Source organism: Kitasatospora sp. NPDC004745 (assembly GCF_042873275.1).
GTDB lineage: Bacteria > Actinomycetota > Actinomycetes > Streptomycetales > Streptomycetaceae > Kitasatospora.
Genome location: NZ_JBIALK010000001.1, coordinates 497,777 through 520,086, shown reverse-complemented (window position 1 = coordinate 520,086; position 22,310 = coordinate 497,777). Strand labels below are relative to the sequence as shown.

At 76.0% G+C, this 22,310-nt stretch carries 15 protein-coding genes and 1 pseudogene; 7 read left to right on the top strand and 9 right to left on the bottom strand.

The window, feature by feature from the left end; translation table 11 throughout:
* Positions 1-181: 181 nt before the first annotated feature.
* Positions 182-1,150 (bottom strand): ABC transporter substrate-binding protein, encoded by a 969-nt coding sequence (locus ACFYUY_RS02365; RefSeq protein WP_387897215.1) that lies wholly within the window; start codon positions 1,148-1,150, stop codon positions 182-184.
* A 587-nt stretch (positions 1,151-1,737) separates the two neighbouring features.
* Here ACFYUY_RS02365 and ACFYUY_RS02360 point away from each other — a divergent pair.
* Positions 1,738-2,520: an IclR family transcriptional regulator gene (locus ACFYUY_RS02360; protein ID WP_360213921.1), complete on the top strand. Its 783-nt coding sequence runs from the start codon at positions 1,738-1,740 to the stop codon at positions 2,518-2,520.
* Positions 2,521-2,725: 205 nt separating this feature from the next.
* On the opposite strand, the gene ACFYUY_RS02355 is transcribed toward ACFYUY_RS02360, so the two are convergent.
* The 5 genes from ACFYUY_RS02355 to ACFYUY_RS02335 all read right to left on the bottom strand — a co-directional run bounded on the left by ACFYUY_RS02355 (position 2,726) and on the right by ACFYUY_RS02335 (position 9,343).
* Complete coding sequence (locus ACFYUY_RS02355) at positions 2,726-3,316, bottom strand: winged helix-turn-helix domain-containing protein (protein ID WP_387897503.1); 591 nt, start codon at positions 3,314-3,316, stop codon at positions 2,726-2,728.
* Between the two features lie 1,169 nt (positions 3,317-4,485).
* Positions 4,486-5,130, bottom strand: coding sequence for an ATP/GTP-binding protein (locus ACFYUY_RS02350; RefSeq protein WP_387897213.1), 645 nt, complete (start codon positions 5,128-5,130; stop codon positions 4,486-4,488).
* Positions 5,111-5,758: a DUF742 domain-containing protein gene (locus ACFYUY_RS02345; RefSeq protein ID WP_387897211.1), complete on the bottom strand. Its 648-nt coding sequence runs from the start codon at positions 5,756-5,758 to the stop codon at positions 5,111-5,113. Before ACFYUY_RS02345 ends, ACFYUY_RS02350 begins: the two co-directional genes overlap by 20 nt.
* A gap of 8 nt (positions 5,759-5,766) precedes the next feature.
* A complete protein-coding gene (locus ACFYUY_RS02340) occupies positions 5,767-6,186 on the bottom strand; it encodes a roadblock/LC7 domain-containing protein (protein WP_360213917.1) in 420 nt (139 codons plus the stop codon).
* A 112-nt stretch (positions 6,187-6,298) separates the two neighbouring features.
* Positions 6,299-9,343 (bottom strand): nitrate- and nitrite sensing domain-containing protein, encoded by a 3,045-nt coding sequence (locus tag ACFYUY_RS02335; protein WP_387897210.1) that lies wholly within the window; start codon positions 9,341-9,343, stop codon positions 6,299-6,301.
* A gap of 811 nt (positions 9,344-10,154) precedes the next feature.
* Between ACFYUY_RS02335 and ACFYUY_RS02330 the strand changes: the two genes are divergently transcribed.
* The 4 genes and pseudogenes from ACFYUY_RS02330 to ACFYUY_RS02315 all read left to right on the top strand — a co-directional run bounded on the left by ACFYUY_RS02330 (position 10,155) and on the right by ACFYUY_RS02315 (position 14,272).
* Positions 10,155-12,053 (top strand): AMP-dependent synthetase/ligase, encoded by a 1,899-nt coding sequence (locus ACFYUY_RS02330; RefSeq protein ID WP_387897209.1) that lies wholly within the window; start codon positions 10,155-10,157, stop codon positions 12,051-12,053.
* A 328-nt stretch (positions 12,054-12,381) separates the two neighbouring features.
* Positions 12,382-13,512: a polysaccharide deacetylase family protein gene (locus tag ACFYUY_RS02325; protein WP_360214032.1), complete on the top strand. Its 1,131-nt coding sequence runs from the start codon at positions 12,382-12,384 to the stop codon at positions 13,510-13,512.
* A 150-nt stretch (positions 13,513-13,662) separates the two neighbouring features.
* A pseudogene (locus ACFYUY_RS02320) lies at positions 13,663-13,962 on the top strand (hypothetical protein); the annotation flags it as partial.
* A gap of 79 nt (positions 13,963-14,041) precedes the next feature.
* Positions 14,042-14,272 (top strand): hypothetical protein, encoded by a 231-nt coding sequence (locus ACFYUY_RS02315; protein ID WP_387897208.1) that lies wholly within the window; start codon positions 14,042-14,044, stop codon positions 14,270-14,272.
* A gap of 114 nt (positions 14,273-14,386) precedes the next feature.
* Here ACFYUY_RS02315 and ACFYUY_RS02310 read toward each other — a convergent pair whose 3' ends face one another.
* From ACFYUY_RS02310 to ACFYUY_RS02300, 3 genes are all read right to left on the bottom strand, one after another.
* Entirely contained in the window at positions 14,387-15,184 is a 798-nt protein-coding gene (locus ACFYUY_RS02310) for an SGNH/GDSL hydrolase family protein (protein WP_360219625.1), read from the bottom strand.
* A gap of 550 nt (positions 15,185-15,734) precedes the next feature.
* A complete protein-coding gene (locus ACFYUY_RS02305; protein ID WP_360219628.1) occupies positions 15,735-16,415 on the bottom strand; it encodes a hypothetical protein in 681 nt (226 codons plus the stop codon).
* Between the two features lie 225 nt (positions 16,416-16,640).
* A complete protein-coding gene (locus ACFYUY_RS02300) occupies positions 16,641-17,489 on the bottom strand; it encodes a hypothetical protein (protein WP_387897206.1) in 849 nt (282 codons plus the stop codon).
* Between the two features lie 533 nt (positions 17,490-18,022).
* Here ACFYUY_RS02300 and ACFYUY_RS02295 point away from each other — a divergent pair.
* Together ACFYUY_RS02295 and ACFYUY_RS02290 are read left to right on the top strand one after the other, a co-directional pair.
* The gene (locus ACFYUY_RS02295; protein ID WP_360219634.1) at positions 18,023-19,192 is read left to right on the top strand and encodes an exonuclease SbcCD subunit D; all 1,170 of its coding nucleotides are present in this window, start codon (positions 18,023-18,025) and stop codon (positions 19,190-19,192) included.
* Positions 19,189-22,302 carry an AAA family ATPase gene (locus ACFYUY_RS02290; protein WP_387897205.1) on the top strand — a complete coding sequence of 1,038 codons (3,114 nt, stop codon included), beginning with the start codon at positions 19,189-19,191 and terminating at the stop codon, positions 22,300-22,302. The genes ACFYUY_RS02295 and ACFYUY_RS02290 overlap by 4 nt, the downstream gene beginning before the upstream one ends.
* The last annotated feature ends 8 nt before the right edge of the window (positions 22,303-22,310 follow it).

Below are 22,310 nucleotides of genomic sequence, written 5' to 3'. Positions count from 1 at the left end.
TCCAAGCGAGGGGCGGGCAATGGGCTGGCGAGGGGTGGGCAATGGGCTGGTGAGCGACGGGGGACGGATGACCGGCGACGGATGACAGATTTCAGATGACAGATTTCAACATCTGTCATCTGAAATCTGTCACCTGAAATCTGTCAGCTGAAAGCGGTCGGCCGAGAGCCGTCAGGGCGGCTCAGCCGGCGGCCGGAGTGGAGCGGCGGGTCCGCAGCAGCTCGCGGGCGGCGCGCAGTGGTTCCGGGTCAGCCCAGGAGTGGACGTCGACCGGCGCGGCGAGGAATCCCGCCTCCCCGAGGAATCGTTCCTGCTGCGCCAGCAGGTCGAGGCGTTCGTCCGAGAGGTCCAGGTGCAGGGTGCGGTGGCTGCCCGGCGCGTACGCCCCGGCGACGCCCTCCGCACCTGCGCCGGTCTCGGCCCGCAGGATCCGGACCACCTCCGCCGGGTGCTCGGCCGCCCAGTCGGCGGCCTCCAGCAGGACCGCGAGGAAGCGGACGACCAGCTCCGGCCGCTCGTCCAGCAGCCGCTGGTGGACGGTCACCGGCCGGGGCGTCCCGTTGTTGACCCGGGCCCGGCGGTCCGGCGCGGCGTCCAGCTCCACGGCCACCTCCGCCCCGACCCGGCGGGCCGCCTCGACGGCGAGCGCCCCCTTCACGTACACGGCGTCCACCACCCCGTCCCGTAGCGCAGCCAGTTCCGCGGCCCACTGGCCGCCACCCGGAGGGCTCGGGACGTCGACCGGCTTCGCGTCGGCCAGGGTGAGCCCGGCGAGGCCGAGGGCCCCGCGGAAGCCGGCCAGCGCCATGGCCTGCCAGAAGTCGATGCCGATGTCATGATGTGGGATCGCCAGTCGCAGTCCACGCAGGTCGCCCGGCCCGGAGAGGCCACTGCCCGCCCGAACCAGGACGACCTGGCGCTCCTCGATCCAGGTCAGGCCGATCAGTCGGGTGGCCTCACCGCGCGAACGGGCCCACAGGGCGGGCACGTTGCCGCCCTCCCGGAAGAGGCCGGTCAGCGCGTGGGTGTAGTGGTGGTCGGCGGCCACCTCCGGCGGGGCGTCCTGCAGCGAACGGACGGCGATGCCGTCGGCGGCGAACTCCCGCGCGAGCCGGCCCTGGTCGGCGGCGATCCCGGTGGCGGTGGGCACCGGGCACCGCGTGAACCAGAGGGTGTCGAGAGGGCCCGACGGGCTGAAAGCGCTGGATGCGCCGGAAGTGCCCGGCGTGCCGGACCTGCCCGACGTGCCGGGAATGCGGGGAGTGCTGGGGGTGCGGCTTGGCACGGGATGCGTCCTCTGTGGAGGGCTTCGCCGGATGGCGGACGGCAGTTGGCGGATGGCGACGGGCTGGAAGGGGGCCCGGAGGGCCGCAGCGCCCGGGGCGGCGGGGAGTCACCGCGCCGGTGGAGAACCGGGCCGTGCGCTGCGACCGGGGAGGGGGAAAGGCGTCAGCGACGACACGCGCGGGAGGCGGGGCACCGGTGGTTCGTCACGGTGTCGCTCCTTCCTGCGCGTCGGGTGTCGCGGTGGTGCGTCGGGCTGGGCGTCCGGCGCGATGCGAGGAGCGTTCCACGCCGATCGAGCCGCGGGCAAGGGTTTGCCACATCATGGGAGCACTTGTTCATCAACGGCATGCCATTGCAACGTCGTCGACATATTCCCGAAGCAATGGCTGCCCTACGCTGAGACTCCCTCCGGCGGTCCGACCGGAAATCCCCACCGAAACGCGAGGTGCCATGGCCGAGGCCGCCACCGCCGTCCAGAGTCCGCCGGCCGGTGCGCAGGCCGTCCAGCGTGCGCTGGGGCTGCTGCACTGCTTCCACGACAACGGCCCCGACCTGAGCGCCTCCGACCTGGCCCGCCGGATGGACCTCTCGGTCTCCACGGCGCACCGCCTGGCCCGGACCCTGGTCAGCGCCGGCTTCCTGGAGCAGGACGAGCAGACCGCCCGCTACCGGCTCGGCCCGGCCGTCGCCGAGCTCGGCCAGCTCTCCTTCCACCGGCGCGGACTGCACCTGGCCGCCCCCGAACTGGACCTGCTCTCCCGGCGCACCGGCGCGACCGCCGACCTGGCGATCCGCAGCGGTCCGCACGCGGTGATCCTGGTCGGCGCCTCCGTCCGCCCGGACAGCGGCCTCGGACTGCGCCGCCCGCTGCACTCCACGGCCCTGGGCAAGGTGCTGCTGGCCTGGCCGCGCCCGGGCGAGGCGGCGGTCTCCGCACTCGGCCCGCTGGCACCGTTCACCGAGCGGACGATCACCGAACCGGCACTGCTCGACGAGGAGTTGGCGAAGGTACGGACCGCCGGGTTCGCCCTCAACGACGGCGAGTCCGCCGCCGGGGTGCGCACGGTGGCCGTTCCGGTGCTGGACGGCTCCGGACTGGCCCGGTTCGCCCTCGCCGTCCGCTCGACCCCGGCGCACCTGACCGACGACCGGCTGGAGTGGTTCCTGGGCCACGCCCGCACCTGTGCCGACGCGCTCGCCGTCCTCCTGCTGCCGCCCGACCAGCGGGCCTGACCAGCCGGGCCGACCAGCTGGGCCCGACCAGCGGGCCGACCCGCCGACGCGACCAGCGGACCTGACCCGCAGGTCTGACCCGCAGGCGCAACCGGAAGCCGCAACCGGCGTGCCCGACACCACACTTGCACGAACCGTCACAACAGCACGGCGGACCGCCCGTTCCGCGGAGGAACAGGCGGTCCGCTAACTGGCAGTTCGCCGATCAGGCACCCGGGGTGTACTTGTAGCCGACCCGACGCACCGTCACGATGGTCTCCCGGTAGGCCGGTCCGAGCTTGCGGCGCAGCCGGGCGACGTGGACGTCGACCGTGCGGCCGTCCCCGACGTGACCGTAGCCCCACACCGCCGAGACCAGGTGGTCGCGGGTGTGCACCCGCTGCGGGTGCTCGGTGAGGTGGGCGAGCAGTTCGAACTCGAGGTACGTGAGGTCGAGCAGCCGCCCGTCCACGTAGGCGTTGCGCCGCTCGGTGTCGACGGTGATGCCGCGCCCGGCGGGCCGGACCGGACGGGCTCCGGCGGGAGCGGGCGCCGGCCCGGGCACGGTGGCGGAGGGACCGGCGGCCGGACCTGCGGACAGCCCCGCCGGAGCGCCCACCGCGGTGTCGGCCGGCACCAGCACCAGGTACCCGACCATCGGGTTCCCGGCGGCGCCGAACTGCGAGCCGTACTGGGCGAGCAGTCCCTGCGGCAGCGCACCCTGCGGGAGGGCGGCGACGACGGTCGCCCCCTCGGGGAGCGCGGCGAGCAGGGCCTGCGGCGCCTGCGGGAGCGCCGCGCCCGGAGCCGGGATCACGGCGGCCGGCGGGAGCACCGCACCCGGCTGGGGCGCGGTGGCCGCGCCGACCTGACGGGGCGGGGCGGCGTGGGAGGTGCGCACGGGTGCGCCGGGCCATCGGTCGGCGACCGGGGCGGCGTGCGGGACGGAGGAGCCGGGGGCGCCGGACGTGCCGGGCCCGACCGGGGCGACGCCCGGGAGGGAGCGGACCGCGCGCAGGTGCGGGGTCGCGGTGGGCGGGTTCAGGGTGGCCGTGGAGGAGGAAGACATGGTGTACCGCTCATTTCGCGCGTGACGGACGGGGTGGAGTCGTCTGCGCGTCGACCGGGCGTCGTGCGGGGCTGATCCGGGATCAGCCGGCGGAGGGCCGGGACGCGCTGGGCGAGCCCGGACACGTCTGATCGAACAGGTGCGGCTGCCGGGACGGCCAGAACGGCTCGAGGTCGAGGCGACCCCTCCGGCTGTCCTCGGCGCGGTCGGCGCGCCCGTTCCACCGCCCGGCCGGGCCGCCGTCGCACACCGCGGAGACCGCCCCGGTCCTGCGGGGGCGGCCGGCGGTGCCGGGGGCGGGGCTGGTGCAGGCGATGTTCACTGGTGGTCTCTCCGCGAGGCGGGGCCGGACGGCCCGCTGCGGGCACGCCGGGTGGGCGGGCCCGCGATCGGCCTGGTCAACGGGGGTGATGGTGCGCCGGAGGGCTGCCGGACGGGCCGGGGCGCCTGCGGCGGACCGGGAAACGGTCAGCCGGTCAGCGACAACAGGCGCTGCAGATCAGGGCCTGGTCGATGTAGCGGCGGGCGGTGAGTGCCGGCGTGACGGGGGCCGGGACGGTGGCGGCGCGTCGCTGGTCGACGGTCATCCTGAAGCCCTCCCCCTGGCTCTGCACTGCTGCGCGATCGCTCGGAGCGCGGTCGCGTGAACGGAACGTTTCCGGCCCTCCCGACGGCACGGCCGGGCGGCCTTCGTGTCCAGAGCCTTCCACGCCGCGCCGGTCTAGGCAACCTTCAGCACATGAAACGTCCGGGATGCGGACACCGGAATGAGACGGCGGGCGATGCATGGGCGCCTCGGCGGGCCCCGCGACTACGCGGAGCGCCACGACCGAGGCAGCCCCGGACACCCGCCGGGCCGGGGCCGGGCGGGCGCCGCATACGGGATGACGCTCCATTGGAGCTGAATTGACGCTTCGTCAGGTCCGGGCCGGGGTCGGGGCACGGTGACGGCGGGCGGCCGCGTGCTCGACCAGCGCGACCAGGAGGTCCTTGCCGTCCTCGCGCAGCCGGGCGTCGCACAGCAGCACGGGGATCCCCGGGTCGAGGTCCAGCGCGTCCCGGACCTCGTCGGGCGAGAAGCGCTCGGTGCCGTCGAAGCAGTTCACCGCGACCACGAAGGGGATGCCGCGCTGCTCGAAGAAGTCCACCGAGGGGAAGCAGTCGGCCAGTCGCCGGGTGTCCGCGATCACGACCGCACCGAGCGCGCCGCGCGCCAGCTCGTTCCAGACGAACCAGAAGCGGTCCTGCCCCGGCGTGCCGAAGAGGTAGAGCGCGAGCCCGGGCCGCAGGTCGATCCGGCCGAAGTCCATCGCCACGGTGGTGGTGCGCTTGTCCTCCACGCCCGCGGTGTCGTCCACCGGGCGGCCCAGCTCGCTGAGCTCCTCCTCGGTGCGCAGCGGCCGGATCTCGCTGACGGCGCCGACCAGCGTGGTCTTGCCCGCGCCGAAGCCGCCCGCGACCAGGATCTTCACCGCGACGGCCGGGCCGCCGCGCCAGCTCGGGTCGTTGGCGCGGTCGGCGGGGGCGGTGGCGCCGTCGTGGTCAGAGCGCACGGAGTCCATTGATCACGTCTCGCAGCAGGCGCTCGTCCGGGAGCTCGGCGAGCGGAACGGGTCGGGTGACGCTGATCAGGTCGGCGTCGTAGAGGTCGCCGAGCAGCACCCGGACGACGCTGACCGGCAGGTCCGTGTAGGAGCCGAGCTCGGCGACGGACAGCGGCTCGCGGCGGCACCAGGCCAGGATGGTCTGGTGCTCCGGGTCGAGGACGTGCGCGGGCACGGCCCCCGCGTCCGGCCCGGGATCGGCGGCGGTGATCAGCGAGATGAGGTCGAACAGGCCGTCCTCGACGGGCCGGGCGCGCCCGCGGGTCATCGAGAAGAGGCGCACCACAGGCCCGGCCTCGTCGTCGAACCAGCGGTCGTCGACCGGGGTGCGGGGACGGAACAGGTCGACCTCGAGCGCCTCCGGACCGTCCTCGTCGGGGCCGCCGTCGTCCGCGCCCTCGTCCGTGCCGCTCGCGCCGCTCACAGCGTCGACCGGATGCGGGGCGACCAGGCGCGGGGCGGCCACGCCGTCGGCCCCGGCCGGTCCGTCCGGGCCGGCCGTCACCCCGGGCACGCGCGGCCCGGACGGCTCGGACGCCCCGTCCGGGCCGGTCCGCCCCGCCGTCTCCCCCTTCGGATCCGCCATCGGACCGCTCATCTCACCGGCGGGGCGGTTTCGGTGCGCGGCTCGGCGGCCATGTGCTCGCCGACCCGCTTGACCAGCAGCGCCATCTCGTAGGCGATCTGGCCGATGTCCGCCTCGGCCTCGCTCAGCACGGCCAGGCAGCTGCCGTCGCCGGCGGCCGTGATGAACAGGAAGGCCTCGTCCAGCTCCACCATGGTCTGACGGACCCCGCCGACCTTGAAGTGCCCGCCGGCGCCCTTGGCCAGGCTGTGGAAGCCGGCCGCGACGGCGGCCAGGTGCTCGGCGTCCTCGCGGTCGAGACCGCGGGAGGCGCCGGTGGCCAGACCGTCGCTGGAGAGGATCACCGCGTGCCGCAGGGCCGCGACGCGCCCCACCAGGTCGTCCAGGAGCCAGTTGAGGTCCCCGGACGGCTGCGTCGAAGTGGTCATGAATCAGTTCCTTCCGCTGGAGCAGGTGGTGCGGGTGAAGCGGTCGTGCGGGTGAAGCGGTCACGCGGGTGAAGCGGTCACGCGGGTGGAGCGGGTGAATCGGGTCGTACGGTCATTCAGACGTTCCAGGACGTTCGGATGTTTCCGGCCCGTCGGGTCGTCCGGGCCCGGGCCCGTCGGTCCGCGCCCGCGCATCGGGTCGTACCGATGACGGTACGGGCCCCTCCGGCGCCGGGTTCACCGGGTTCAGGCGCACCGGTTGACCGGGCGGCACCCGGCGGGCCAGCGGCGCGCGGGTCGCCTCGGACGGCGCGGGCAGCGCCATCGGCGCGGGGGCCGGGCTGATCGCCCGGCGGGACGGGTCCGGGGGCTGCCAGGCGGGGACGGCTGCGGGCCGGGGGCTCGCCGGTGCCACGGGGGCGGTGAGGCCGCGACCGCGGGTGAAGCCGCGCTGGAACGAGGCGAAGGCGGCCCGCGCCTCCTCGGGCGAGCGCTCGCGCGCCGGTTCGCCGTCCCCGCTCCCCGCGCCGTCGCCGGCGGCGCCGCCCTCGGGGCCGGCCGCGGCACGGTCGCGGAGCCGGTTGGCCAGCTGGTCCTTGAGCTGCGGCGCGAGGTTGGCCTGCCGGACGCGCCGGGGCAGCCCGCCCGGAGTGCGCTGCACGGGCTGCGGCTGCGGGTCCGTCGGAGCGGCGGTACCCACGGCAGTACCCACGGCGGCACCCGCGGCAGTCCCGGCGACGCCCACAGGGCCGGCAGGGTCGGCGCCACCGACGGCGTCCACGGCGTCCACGGCTGCGTCCGCGAAGGCCGGCGCCTCCCCGCGGCGGTGCCGCCCCGTCCCGGGCGGGCCCTCGCCGTCGGCCACCGGGCCGCCGGACGGTGACGGTGCCGGCACCAGGACCGGCCCGCCCTTGGTGCGCGAGGCCCGGCGAGGCAGTCCGCCCGGTGTACGGCCGGGCTCGGGCAGGGACGGGCGGGGCCCGCCGCTGCCGCCCCGGTGCCGACCACCGGTGCCGGTACCGCCACCGACGGCCGTCGGCCGCGCCGCGGGCACACCGCTGAGGCCGTTCGCACCACTCGCACCACCCGCGCCGTTCACACCGCTCGCCCGGCCGGTGCCGGTGGCACCGCCCGTGCCGCGCGCGCCGCCCGGCGCGTCCGCTCCGGTCCCGGCGAGCGGGGGCACGGCGACCAGGTCGCGCTGCCCGCGCCGGGCCGGGCCCGACCGCTGTCCGGCCTGCGGCGGCTCTGGCCGCCCGTCCGGCGCCTCGGCGAGCAGCTCGCGCGGGATCAGCACGACGGCGGTCGTCCCGCCGTACGGGGAGGGGCGCAGGTGGACCCGGATGCCGTGGCGCCGGGCCAGCCGGCTGACCACGAACAGGCCCAGCCGGTCCGTGTCGGCCAGGTCGAACTCCTGCTCCACGGCCAGGCGCTCGTTGATCTCGGCGAGCAGCTGCTCGCTCAGCCCGAGCCCGCGGTCGTCGATCTCCAGGGCGAATCCGTGCGCGACGACCTCGCCCTGCACGGTGACCTGGGTGGTCGGCGGGGAGAACACCGCCGCGTTCTCGACGAGTTCGGCGATCAGGTGGGTGACATCGGCGACGGCGCTACCGAGCAGGCCGGTCCCCGGGAAGGGCCGGACGATGACGCGGGCGTAGTCCTCGACCTCGCCGACCGCCGCGCGGACCACGTCCACCATCCGGACCGGCTTGCGCCAGGCGCGCCCCGGGGATCCGCCGGCCAGGATGATCAGGCCCTCGGCGTGCCGGCGCATACGGGTGGTGAGGTGGTCGACCTTGAAAAGGTCCTCCAGCTCCGCCGGGTCCTCGGTGCGGCGTTCCATGGTGTCCAGCAGCGTGAGCTGGCGGTGCAGCAGGACCTGGCTGCGCCGGGCCAGGTTGACGAAGACGGCCGAGACGCCGCGGCGCAGCTCGGCCTGTTCGACGGCGGCCTCGACGGCGGCCCGCTGGACGGCGTTGAAGGCCTGCCCGACCTGCCCGATCTCGGCCGAGCCGAACCGCAGCTCGGGGGCCTCGGCGGCGACGTCCACCGCCTCGCCGCGGCGCAGCCGCAGCATCACGGAGGGCAGTCGGGTGCCCGCGAGTTCGTTGGCGGAGTTGCGCAGGCCGATGAGTTCGCGGGCCAGGCCGCGCCCGATCCGGTAGGAGATCAGCACCGACAGCACGACCGCGACCAGGCCGATCGCCCCGGCGATGCCGCCGCGCCAGAGCAGTCCGATCGCCGCGGACCGCTCGCGGTCGCCGATCCCGCCGGCGATGCGGGAGTTGATGGCGGCGAGGTCGCCGAGCGCCCGGTCGGCGGTCTCCCGCCAGGAGTCGCCGTTGATGGCCTGGGCGACCCGTTCGGGGCCTCCGGCGCCGACGAAGTCCGCCTCGGCGCGGGCGAGCGCGGCCCAGGCCTCGCCCCCGCGCAGCGCGATGTAGTCGGCCTGGTCGGCGGGTTCGAGCTCGGCGATGTAGACGGTGAACAGGGCCTGCTGGTTGTGCAGGGCGTCCAGCGCGACCTGGTACTGCTCGCCGGTGGGCCTGGCGACGCCGGCGCGCAGGCCCTCCATGGCCGCGTCCTCCTGGGAGAGGTACTCGCGGGCGCGCACCAGCTCGATCAGGATCGTCCCCTGGCGGGGGAGTTGGCCGGTCTGCCGGGCGACGTAGGCGGAGCGGAAGCCGAACACCGGCTTGACCAGGTCGCTGTACTGGTCGAGCGCGAACTCCCAGTTGAGCGCCGAGCGGCCGACCTGGGCGCGCAGCGGGCCCATCTGGTCGGCCGCGGCGACGATCTGCAGGAAGCGGCCGCGCTGGGCGCTGGAGAGCTTGCCCCCGGAGCCGTCCATCTTCTGCCGCAGGACGTCGAGGCTGTGGTCGGTGGCGGTCTTGGCGCGCTCGTAGGCGTCCTTGGCGGCCCGCGAGTTCGGGTCGGCCAGGCGCTGGACGGCGGCCCGCCGCTCGTTCTGCAGGTCGGTGGCGTACTGGTCGACCGGAGTCCCGAACTCCTTGTACGTACGGGTGATCTCCAGCTGGCCCCAGACGTCTCCGGTGGTGGCGAGGGTCGCGTACACCCACAGGGCGGTGAGGGCGACGATGGGCACCAGGAGCAGCGCGATGATCTTCGCGCGGATCGAGCTGCTGCGCAGACGCATGGAGTCCTCGGTCGGGAAGTGCCAGGCGCGGACGGGGAGCGGTTCGGAACGGTGGGGCGGTCCGGGCGGCGGGAGCCGGCCACGGGCGGTGCCGGTGTTGCGGACGGGGCTCGGAGCCGTGGGGGCGGTCCGGGCCGGTCGGGCGGCGTCGGGGCGTGGGTGCGCAGGTCCTGGGGGGGGTCCTGCACGGGTGTCGGGTGCGGTGCGGAAGGGGCCGCGGGGCTGGTCGGCGTGGATGGTGCGTCGTCGGATCGGGCCTGGCCGGGAGGCCCCCGGCCGCAGGTCTGCGAGAGCCTACTACGCCCTGACCACTCGTTCGAGGGTCGAACCCACCCACTTCTCCGGCTCGACCGGGACACGTCAGGAAGCGGTCCCGATCACCGCCGCCAGCCGTCCGGATCCTCCCCGGACGCCCCGTTTGCCCCGGTGGTCGGCCGCACACGACTCCTCCCCGCGCCCGACACTTTCCGTGCGGCCCGGTGCCGATCTCGTCGCGTCACGGTCACAACCCTGGGCAGCGAAACGACGATCCGATAGTTTCGCTGCACCTGCGCTGCCCGGCAGCACCGCCATGCCCTCCGGGCGCCACGGGCACGGAACGGCCCGCGAACGGCCCGGTCGGCGACAGCCGCCGGCGGTGGCACGGGCCCTGCGGGGCACGGCCGACGGCAACGGCACGGCACCGGCGGTGGCGCACGGGTCCGGCCCCGGTGCGGGTACGGGCCCCGGCCCGGTGCGGGTACGGCAGGACCACGGGCACGGCAGGAGCACGGCGCGGGCGGTACGGCCGCGAGACGCGAACGGGGGGATTGTGCGCGAGTTCACCACCCCCGCCCTGGCCGGGCCCGGGGCCACCGGAGGACTCGCCGACTCGCTCTACGACACCGCCGAACGCACGCCCGACCTCGTCCAGCTCGCCCGCCGCACGCCACCCCCCGCCGGCGCCGGCCACGGCGGACCCGGCAGCCAGGGCGGTCCCGGCGCCGCCGGAAGCCCGGACCCGTCGGAGCAGTGGGAGCCCGTCACCGCGCGGGAGTTCCGGGACGAGGTGCTCGCCCTCGCCAAGGGCCTGCTCACCCGCGGCGTGCGCTACGGCGACCGGGTCGCCCTGATGTCCCGCACCCGCTACGAGTGGACGCTGTTCGACTACGCGCTCTGGTCGATCGGGGCGATCACCGTCCCGGTCTACCCGACGGCGGCCGCCGAGCAGGTGCGCTGGATCCTCGCCGAGACCCAGGCCGTCGCGTGCCTGGTCGAGGACGAGGACGCCGCGATGACGGTCGGGGCGGTCTGCGACGCGCTGCCCGACCTCACCGGCATCTGGCAGCTGGACCGCGACTGCGTGGCCGCGATCGTCGAGGACGGCCGCGACGTGCCCGACTCGCTGGTGCACCGCCAGCGCCTCGGCGTCGCCGCCGGGAACATCGCCACCGTCGTCTACACCTCGGGCACCACCGGGCGCCCCAAGGGCTGCCTGATCACCCACGCCAACCTGGCCGCCGAGGCCGACGCCCTGCTCGGCGGCTGGGGCGAGGCCTTCCGGGACACCGGCGGCGGCCAGCCGTCGACCCTGCTGTTCCTGCCGCTGGCGCACGTCTACGGCCGGGCCGTCCAGATCGCGGCGATCCGCGGCGGGCTCCGGATCGGCCACGTCCCCGAGGTCTCCACCGACGCGCTGCTGCCCGCCCTGGCCTCCTTCCGGCCGACCTTCCTGAACGCCGTCCCCTACGTCTTCGAGAAGATCTTCCAACAGGCCCGGCAGGCCGCCGAGGACGCCGGGCGCGGGGAGCTCTTCGAGCAGGCCCGGCAGGTGGCCGTCGACTGGGCGGCCGCCCGGGAGCAGAAGGTGTTCGGCCGCGGGCCGGGCCCCGGGCCGAAGCTGAGGTTGCGCCACCTCGCCTACGAGCGGACCGTCTACCAGCGGCTGCGGGCCGTGCTCGGCGGCCGGGTGCGCAGCGTGATGTGCGGCGGATCCTCGCTCCGCCGGGACCTCGGCCTCTTCTTCACCGGCGCCGGACTGCAGCTCTACGAGGGGTACGGGCTGACCGAGACGTCCGCCGCGATCACGGCCAACCCGATCGGCCGGCAGAAGCCGGGCACCGTCGGACACCCGTTGCCGGGCTGCTCGGTCGCGCTCGCCGACGACGGCGAGGTGTGGGTGCACGGCGACTCGGTCTTCGGCGGCTACCTCAACCACCCGCAGTGCACGGCCGAGTCCCTGGTCGACGGCTGGTTCGCGACCGGCGACCTGGGGCGGCTGGACGAGGACGGCTACCTGACCATCACCGGCCGCAAGAAGGACCTGATCGTCACCAGCAGCGGCAAGAACCTCGCCCCGTCGGCGCTGGAGGAGCGGGTGGCCGCGCATCCGCTGGTCTCCCAGTGCCTGGTGGTCGGCGACGACCGGCCCTACGTGGCCGCGCTGATCACCCTCGACCCCGGCGCACTGGCGCACTGGCTGAAGACGCACGGGCGCGAACAGCTGGACCCGTGGGCGGTGCTCGCCGACGAACAGCTGCACACCGAGATCCAGCGCGCGGTGGCGGCGGCGAACACCGCGGTGTCGCGGGCCGAGTCGATCCGCGCGTTCCGGCTGCTGCCGCGGGAGTTCAGCCAGGAGCAGGGCCTGCTGACGCCCTCGCTGAAACTGCGCCGGGCGGCCATCGCCGAGTACTACGCCGAGGACGTCGCGGAGCTGTACGTCTCCTGAGCCGGCGCGAGCGCCGCCCCGATCCGGCCCGCCGCCCCGCCCCCACCGGCACGTCCGATAGGTCGGTGAGCCGCCGGTTCCACCGCCCTTGTGCGGTACGTCTCCTGACGGGTCGTCTCGTCCTCTTTGCGGCCGGGCGGGCGGCACTCGGTTCACCCGCCGTTCCCTTGACGGGCCGATTGGTCCAGTCCATTGTTTCTCCTCGGTCCGCGTGCGGCGCACCACCCGCTCCCGCCCCTCGGGGAGCGCCCCGGTTCCACGGTCCCGATTCCGCCACGCCCTCCCCACGGGCGCGGCTCCCCCACCCCGCAGGAGTCCTCACGTGTCGATGTCCACGCGCCTGTCCGCGCTGGCCGCCTCCGTCGCGCTGCTCACCGCGCTCACCGCCCCGGTGGCCACCGCGACCCCCGGAGCCGCCGGGGGCACCGGCGGCCCGACCGTCAACCTGGCCACCAACCCCGGCTTCGAACTTCCCTCCCCCGACCTCGCCGACTGGGGCAGCGTCCCCGGCTGGAGCTGCACCGGCGGCCCGGCCGAGGCCGCCCTCACCACCGCCGCCCCGCACTCCGGGAGCTCCGCGCTCACCGTCACCCCGGCCGGCGACGACTCCACCGGCGAGTGCGCGCAGACCGTCTCCGTCCAGCCCGACACCACCTACACCGCCTCGGCCTGGGTCCGCGGCTCCTTCGTCTACCTGGGCGCCACCGGCACCGGCCGCGACGTCGCCCCCGCCTGGACCGCGAGCACCGCAGGCGGCTGGCAGCAGCTCACCACCCGCTTCACCACCGGCCCCAAGGCCCGCAGCGTCCGCCTCTACGTCCACGGCTGGTACCAGCAGGGGCCGTTCTCCGTCGACGACGTCCGGGTGGACGGCCCGGCGCCCACCCCGGCCGTCGCCGCCGGATCCGTCCCGACCGACGACAAGGTCGTCTTCTTCACCGTCGACGACGGCTGGCAGCGCACCCCCGAGGCCGAGCGGTTCATCGCCGACCACCGCCTGCCGATCACCGCCTTCCCGCTGCCCATGCCCGCCGGCACCGACCCGGGCTTCTTCCGGCGGGTCACCGCTGTGCCCGGCTCCTCTGTCCAGGACCACAGCGTCTCCCACTCCGACCTCAGCACGCTCCCGCTCGAACGGCAGCAGGTCGAGATCTGCGACGCCCGCGACGCCCTGACCCGCCTGTTCGGCACCGCCCCGGTGGTGTTCCGGCCGCCCTACTTCGCCTGGAACGCCGACACCCTGCAGGCCGCCGCGAACTGCGGCATCCGCACCGTCCTCACCGCCGACGCCGACTTCAGCTGGGGCGCCTCCAACATCTGGCACCCCGGCACGCTGCAGCCGGGCGACGTCGTGCTGATGCACTGGACCGACACCCTCGCCACCGACCTCCAGCGCGCTCTGGCCGCCGCCGACGCGGCCGGCCTCAAGCCCGCCGGCCTGGCCGACTACCTGCACTGAGCTACCGCCCCACTCCACCGGGCCTCCGCTCCCACCCCGGAGCGGCGGCCCGGCCGCGCACGGGCCGTCGACGTCCGTCCGTCGGCCCCTTCCCACCGCCGTACACCGATGCGCCGCTGCGCCCCGCACCCCTGAACCCCTGAACCGCGTGTGGTCGTGACTCCCCCGTCCCGCGGGAGAGCCCACCCAGACCCGTGGCCGCGTCGGCGGCCCCTTCGAGGGCCGCGGCCCGCTGCTGTTCACCACCGCCGGGGCCGTTCGGGCGCCCGCACACCGTGCCGCTCGGGTACGTCGAGGCGGAGGGACTGCTCCCGGTCGCCGCCGCGGCGACCGGAGCGAACCCGCCCCCCGTGGTACCGCAGCCTGCTCGCCCCTCCCGCGGCCCGGGGCGAACTCGGCGCCGACTCCTTCGATGCCGTCGCCGTGCCGGCCGAGCGCGCCCGGCGGGACCGGAGGTTCGCAGCCGCCGTCCGGAAGCGACCCGGCTACGGCGACTACCGGGCCGTCACGCGGGCGGGAGCCGGCCGGGGTGCTGGAACGCCTCGGCGAGGAACACCGGGCCGTCCGGCGGGTCAGGGAGGAGCCGGTGGCCCTGCTCGCCGGGATCGAGGTCACCGATCCGGAGCGGATGCGCTCCGAACCGGACCGGATGGCGGAGCTGCTGGAGGCGCACCTCGACCACGAGGAGCACCAGGAGCACCAGGAGGCGGAACTCCCGTTCCCGGGCCCGGGAACGGCGACAAGGCCGGCCGGCGCCTGAGCAACGGCCGGTGCCGCCGGCTGCTCCCCTCCTCGGGGAGCAGCCGGCGGCACCGGTGCGGGCGCGGGACCGGCCTCGCGGTCCCGCGTCAGCGACGCGCAGCGGGGCTGTGTGTCAGGACCGGGTGAAGACCGGGAGGTAGCCACCGGACTGGCCGGAGGCCTTCGGGTGGTAGCTCTCGTCGACCGGCAGGGTGGTGCTGTTGAGCCAGGTGGTCAGCGAGCCGCAGATCTCGTGCTCGGTGAACGCGCTGCGCACGTCACCGAAGGTGAAACCGGCGTTGGCGACCCGCTTGGCGATGACCTCGTCCAGCGTGTCGGCGGCGCCGTTGATCGCGGCGCGCTTGGTGTCGCCGATGCCGAAGATGCAGCTGCCGCCGACCTTGTAGAGGTGCGGGTAGCCCAGCACGACCACGTGGGCGTTGGGCGCCTTGGCGTGGATCGCCGAGTACACCTTGTCCAGCTGGGCCGGCAGGGTGTTGCGGGCGTAGTTCTGGGCCGCGTTGACGGCGTTGAGGCAGGAGCTGTCCGACTCCAGCACGCAGGTCTTCATCGTGTCGGCGAACCCGGCGTCGTTGCCGCCGACCGAGATGCTGACCAGCGTGGTGCCGGAGCTCAGGGCGGAGATCTGGTTGTTGAGGATGTCGCCGGTTCTGGCACCCGAACAGGCGACGAACGAGAAGGATGACGGCGCGTGCGCGTTCTTCCACAGGTACGCGTACGAGTTGGTGCTCCGCTTGCAGTTACCGCTGTCGCTCAGGTAGCTGCCGGCGCCGACGCCGGCGGAGTAGGAGTCCCCGAGCGCGACGTAGTTGACCCCCGCCGCGTTGGCGGACGACGCGGTGAAGAGCGTGGTCAGAGTGAGGAGAGCCGCTATCGCGGCAACGGACAGTGCACGAGCTGGACGGAGCATGACACCTCCTGGTGTGGCATTGGTCACAGAAGGAATACCAGGAGGTAGGTGAACCGGGAAGCGCTCATGCCAAGGATATTGACGGACCGTCTGACAACGCAGAAGTGAACCCCGGCCCACAGTGCGTGAGTTGACGCTGGTCAAGGCGGCCAATGCCGACGGGCGTCGGTCATCGCGCGTAGAGAGTGGTCGGCCGAACGGTCAGCGAGTGGTCAGTCGGCGGTCAGCCGAAAGGGCGGTCGGGAGGCGGGCGGGGGTGCCCGATCGGGCGCGCCCGACGGTGGAACGGCAGCCGGTGGAACGGCAGCCGGTGGAGCGGTCGCCGGTGGAGCGGCGGCAGGTGGAGTGGTCGCCGGTGGAGCGGCGGCCGGCCGGTGATCAGACGGCCGCCACCCGGCTCGACGCGGCGGCGGGCGGACCGGGCACCAGCCGTCAGCCGGGGACCGGCCCTCGGCCCGGGATCAGCCTTCCCCGAGCGCCACCCGTAGGCCGAAGGCCAGCCTGCGACCGCGGACCAGCCGTCGGCCGGAGGCCGTCCGTCGGCCCACGATCAGCTGTCGGCCGGGTGACGGTCCTCGGGGCGAGGGGCGCCCGGCTCGGCGAGGCCCTGGTCGACGCCCGGGTAGGCGGGACCGGGGAAGACGGTGCAGCCCCCCACCGGAAGCTCCTCGATCGTCTCGTTCGCGGCGACGGGCACGCCGAGGCGGTGCGCCGCGGTGGCCACGGCCGCCCGGGCCTGCCGCAGCCCCGGCGCACCCCAGCCGAGCAGCTCGACGGCGAGCCCGGGCGCGACCAGCAGCCGGCGGTAGTGCCGCCCGGAGGCCGGGTCGGCCACACTCGGGCCGACCGCCCGCAGCGGCGCCGCCATCCGGACCCGCGCGCACTCGTGCCCGCCGTTCGCCGAGCCCACCCGGTCGTAGAGGTAGCCCAGGTAGTACGGTCTGCCGATCACCGCCTGGGCCTCCTCGGCCGCCTCCCGCGCCAGGGCGCGGGCCGGATCGCCGGCGTCCTCCGGCTCCAGCGAGCCGCCGGGCAGCGAGCAGATCCCGTCCCGGGGGTTGACCAAGGTCAGCACCCGGCCGTCCGGGGCGAACAGCCAGCCCCAGGACTGCTTCACCGGCAGGTCACCGGGCACCTGCTCGCCCGGGCGCCAGGGCCACCCCGCGGTGGGACGCCGGCGCACCCTGCCGAGCAGCTCGGCGATCTCCGCGCTGTACTCGATCCGGCTCATGCGTCCCCCTCTCGGTGTCGGGCTCGCCGGACCGGCGGTGCGCGGGGCGGACCTGCGGAGCACGGTACGGAGCGGAGCGGAGCGGCCGGAGCGTCGGCGTGGGGGCACCACACGCTCCTGCTGTTGATCTTCTCCGAATCTTCCCCGAACAGGCGGTCGATGAACAGTCCCCAGCGCCGCATGGAGGATGCGGCGCCCGGAAGCCCCCTGATCACCCCGGCGACGTCACCCCCGCGGCCCACCCCCCTCCCCCTCGCCCGGGAACCCGGGCACCGGGAACCCCGGTCGGGGGACCACCCCCGGCGGGAACGGCAGACCGCACGCCGCGTCGTCGGCCAGCTCGTCGAACACCTCGTGGACCGTCATCGGCCGCAATCGCCCGCCGGCCAGCGCCCAACCGCGCACCAGCGCACCGCCGGACGCGGCCGGATCGCCGTGCAGCAGCAGCGCCCCCGTGCCGCCGCCGGCCACGCCCGCCGCCAGCGTGACGCAGAACGCCTCGGTGTCCCGCCCCTCGGGGTGGAGGCTCCCCGCCCGGACGCGGAGGTCCACCGCCGAGGTGAGCTGCTCGCCGTCCTCCGGGCCGTGGCAGCGCAGGGTCAGCAGGTGGCCGCCTTCCCCCGCACCCGCGGCCAGCGCGAGGTAGACCGCCGTCACGTAGCCCATGACCGCCGCCAGCCTGCGCCGCCCGTCCTCGTCGTCACCGACGGCCTGGAGCAGCGCGACCCCGGCGACGGACATCCGCACCCGGGCCCGGTGGTCGTCCAGCAGCACCGGGAGCAGCCCGGCCAGCCGCTGCCCGGCGTAGACGAAGGGCTCGCCGGCCAGCTCCGGATCGGCCGCGTAGGCGACCCGGGTGGCGGGCGCCCGGGGATCGAGGCCGAGCGCCGCACAGTAGTCCTCGTAGTCCCCCGCCTCCAGGACCCTGAGGTGCACCTCCAGGCCCCGACGGTGCAGCGCGCGCAGGTGCGACTCCACCCGCCGCAGGTACTCCGGGTGCGCGAGCCGCCCGAACAGCCCGTGGCGCGCCAGGGCCGCGAAGTCGGCGGCCGCCGCCGCCAGCGCGACCGCCACCGGCTCCGGCGGCGGGGCTCCGCCCCGGACCCGCCCGCCCCGCCGACCGGACGCGGCGCCGCCTCCCGCCCGACCGCCTCCCGCACCGCCGCCGGGCGGCCCGTCCCCCCGGGGCGGCCGCGCCCCGCCGGGCCCTCCCCCGCCGCCGCCCTCGCCGGGCGCCGGCCCGCGCCCAGCGCGCACCAGCGCCCTCCGGCGCACCCGGGACCGCCCGAACCCGCCGGCCGCCCCGGACCCCCGGGCGGTCGCGACCGCTCCGGAGCCACCGGAGCCCACACCTTCCGACGACCACACCCGCATGGTTCCTCCCACCCCGCACACCCGACGACGGACACCGCCGGCCGCCCCGACCCGGAGCCGCCGACACCGGGGACCATACACAGAGCCACTGACAATCCACCCCGAGTGATCGGAGGGGCGGGGCCGGGGCGCCCCACCGCAGGGTCCGGCGCCGTCCCGGACCCGCCCGCCGGGACGGACGGGGCGGCTGGTCCGGACGGGATTGTCGGTGCCGGACGTTAGGGTCGGGGACCATGCGACTGCTGCATACCTCCGACTGGCACCTCGGCCGCTCCTTCCACCGGGAGAGCCTGCACGACGCCCAGCGCGCCTTCCTGGACCACCTGGTGGACGTGGTCCGGGAGCAGCACGTGGACGCCGTGCTGGTCGCCGGGGACGTGTACGACCGGGCGCTGCCCGCGCTGGACGCGGTCGCGCTGTTCGACGACGTGCTGCACCGGCTGGCCGGGCTGGGCGTGCCGACGGTGTTCATCAGCGGCAACCACGACTCGGCCCGCCGGCTGGGCGTCGGCGCCGGGCTGATCGGCCGGGCCGGCGTGCACCTGCGCACCGACCCGGGAGAGTGCGCCGTCCCGGTGCTGCTGGCGGACGAGCACGGCCCGGTGGCGGTCTACGGCCTGCCGTACCTGGAGCCGACGCTGGTGCGCGAGCGGTTCGGGCTGGAGCGCGGCGGGCACGCGGCGGTGCTCGGCGCGGCGATGGACGAGGTCCGGGCCGATCTGGCGGCCCGCCCGGCGGGCACCCGTGCGGTGGTGCTCGCGCACGCCTTCGTGACCGGCGGCACGGCGAGCGACAGCGAGCGGGACATCGCGGTCGGCGGGGTCGCCTCGGTGCCGGCCGCGGTCTTCGACGGCGTGCACTACGCGGCGCTCGGCCACCTGCACGGCTGTCAGACCCTCGCCCCGCACCTGCGGTACAGCGGCTCCCCGCTCGCCTACTCCTTCTCCGAGGCGAACCAGCGCAAGACCATGTGGCTGGTCGACCTCGCCGCCGACGGGTCGGTCGCCGCGGAGCGGGTCGACTGCCCGCAGCCGCGCCCACTGGTCACCCTGCGCGACGGTCTCGACGCGCTGCTCACCGACGAGGCGTACGCGCCCCACGAGCAGTCCTGGGTGCAGGCCACCCTCACCGACGCGGCCCGCCCGAGCGAGCCGATGGAGAAGCTGCGCCGCCGCTTCCCGCACACCCTGCAGCTGCTCTTCGACCCGGAGGACGCCGACGCGGAGCCGACGCGCTCCTACGCGGCCCGGGTCAGCGGCCGCGCCGACCTGGAGGTCGCGGAGGGCTTCCTGCGGCACGTGCGCCCCGGCGCGGAGCCGGACGGCGACGAGCTGGACTGGCTGCGCACCGGGTTCGAGAGCGTCCGGGAGAACACCGACCGGAAGGCGGACCTGCCCCGATGAGACTGCACCGGCTCACCGTGACCGCCTTCGGCCCGTTCGCGGGCAGCGAGACGGTCGACTTCGACGCGCTCGCCGCCGGTGGCCTGTTCCTGCTGCGCGGGGCGACGGGCGCGGGCAAGAGCAGCGTGCTGGACGCCGTCTGCTTCGCCCTGTACGGGGACGTGCCCGGCACCCGCCGCGCCAACCGGCTGCGCAGCGACCACGCCGACCCGCGCCGGCTGACCGAGGTCCGGCTGGAGCTGACGCTCGGCGGGCGGCGGCTGCAGATCACCCGGCTGCCCGAGCAGCGCCGCCCGAAGAAGGTCGGCACCGGCACCACGGTCGAGCGCCCGCAGACCCTGCTGCGGGAGTGGGCCGCGGACGCGGGCGACGGCACGCCCGGCTGGCGGGCGGTCAGCAAGTCCCACCAGGAGGCCGGCGAGGAGATCCACCGGCTGATCGGCATGAACCGGGAGCAGTTCTGCCAGGTGGTGCTGCTGCCGCAGGGCGACTTCGCCCGCTTCCTCAAGGCCGATTCGGAGGAGCGCGGCAAGCTGCTCCGGCGGCTCTTCGACACCGAGCGCTTCCAACACGTCGAGGCGTGGCTCGCGGAGCAGCGCCGGGCCCAGGAGGCCGCCGTCCAGGCCGGTCGGCGCCGGCTGCGGGACCTCGCCAGCAAGGCCGAGCAGGCGGCCGGCCCGGACGCCGAGCCCGCCGCGGACTGGGTTCCCGCCGAGGAGGACGCCGCGGACCTGACCGCCGGGGTGCTCGGCTGGGCGGCCGTGCTGCGCGGCGGAGCGGCCGAGCAGCTCGCGGTCGCCGAGGCGGCGCTCGAGGGTGCCGAGGCCGCGCAGCGGGCGGCCCAGGCCGATCGCGGGGAGGCCGAGGAGTTGGCCGGCCGCCAGGGCCGCCACCGGGAGGCGCTGCGGCGGGCCGACCGGCTGGCCGCAGCGGAGGCCGAGGCGGCCGCGGACGGCCGGCGGCTGGCGGCGGCGCAGGCGGCCGTCGGGGTGGAGTCCGCGCTGCGGCTGCGCGAGGGCGCGGCCGACGCCCTCGGGCGGGCCCGGGAGGACGAGCGCCGGCACCGCGCGGCGCTGGCCCGGCCGGACGCGGGCGCCCGCGTCCCGGCCGGCGGGGGCCGCGGTGCCGGTGAGGTCGGCGCGGAGGAGGCCGGTGAGGTCGGCGCGGAGGAGGGCCCGGCCCTGGCCGAGGCTCCCGCGGCGGCCCTGGCCGAGGCCGAACGGCGCCTGCGCGCGGAGCTGGTCCGGCTGGAGACGGCCCGGACGCAGGAGCGGCGCTGCGCCGAACTCGCCCGCGAGCAGCGGCTCCTGGACGAGGAACGCCGGCGGGCCGAGGAGCTCGCCGAGGAGGCCGAGGACTGGCTGGCGGAGTACGACGAGCGGCTCGACGGCCTCCGGGCTCAGCAGTCCGAGGCCCGGGCCGCGGGCCTGCGGGTGGAGCAGCTGGACGGCCGGCGCGCCGAGTCGGCAGCCCGGCTGGACGCCGCCCGGGAGCGCGACGGGCTGCGGGCCCGGATCGCCGCCGAGGAACCGCGGGTGAGCGCGCTGCGCACGGCCGCGCTGGACGCCCGCGAGCACTGCCTGAGCCTGCGCGAACGCCGTCTGACCGGAATGGCGGCCGAGCTGGCCGAGCAGCTGCGGGCGGGCGAGGCCTGCCGGGTCTGCGGATCGCCCGAGCACCCGGCACCGGCCGAGGCCGCCGGGGCCCTGGTCGCCGCGGGCGACGAGGAACGGGCACAACGGGCCCAGGCCGTCGCCGAGCAGGCCTGGACGGCGGCCGACCAGGCGCTCACCGCACTGCGGGTCCGCGAGGCCACCGCGGCCGGGGCGGCCGGGCCGGAGGCCGTCGACGCGCTGGCGCGGGCCCTCGACGAGCTGGCCCGCGAGCACCACGAGGCGCTGCACGCGGCGGAGGCGCTCGGCCGGGTCGAGCAGGAGGTCGCCCGGCTGTCGGCGGACCAGACCCGCCGGCTCGCCGAGCTGCGCGAGGCCCGCGAGCGCGGCGCCGTGCGCACCGACCGCCTCCAGGCGCTCGACCTGGAGCGGCGGGAGCTCACCGCGCTGGTGTCCGCCGCCCGCGGCGAGGCCGCCTCGGTCGCCGACCGGGCGGCGGAACTGGAGCGGCTGGTCGAGCTGGTCGCCGCGGTGGCCGGGGCCGCCGCCGCCCGTGACCGGGCCCTGGCCCGGCTGCACGACGCGGAGGAGGAGCTGACCAGGGCCGCCGCCGCGGCCGGCTTCCCGAACGCCGGGGAGGCCCTGGCGGTGCTGCTGCCCCGCCCGGAGCGCGAGCGGTTGGAGGCGCGGGTCGAGCGGCACCGCGCGGAGTCGGCCGCCGTGCGGCGCGAGCTGGCGCTGCCGGAACTGGCCGAGGCCGCGGCCCGCCCGCCGGTGGACCTGCCGGCCGCGGCGGCCGCGCTCGCTGCCGCCACCGACCGGCTGGGCCGGGCGCACGCCGCCCGGGCGGCGGCCGGTGAGCGCTGCGCGGCACTGGCCGCGATCGGCCGGCAGCTGGGCGAGCTGGCCGCCGGGTTGGCGCCGGCGCTGGAGCGGTACGGGCGGATCAACCGGCTGGCCGCCCTGGCCGCCGGCACCTCCACCGAGAACCGGCTGCGGATGCGCCTGGAGTCGTACGTGCTGGCGGCCCGGCTGGAGCAGGTCGCGGCGGCGGCGAGCGACCGCCTGGTGCGGATGTCCGGCGGCCGGTACACCCTGGTGCACAGCGACGACCGGGGCAGTGGCAACAAGCGCTCGGGCCTGGCCCTGCGGGTGGTGGACGCCTGGACGGGCACCGAGCGCGACACCGCGACGCTCTCCGGGGGCGAGGGCTTCTTCGCCTCCCTCGCGCTCGCCCTCGGCCTGGCCGACGTGGTCACCGACGAGGCCGGCGGCATGCCGCTGGACACCCTGTTCATCGACGAGGGCTTCGGCACGCTCGACGAGCAGTCCCTGGAGGAGGTGATGGACGTCCTCGACGGCCTGCGCGAGCGGGACCGCGCGGTCGGCATCGTCAGCCACGTCGCCGACCTGCGCAGCCGGATCCCGGCGCAGCTGCTGGTGCGCAAGGGGCGGCACGGCTCCACCCTGGCCCTGGCCGGGAGGGAGGACGCCTGAGCCCGCCG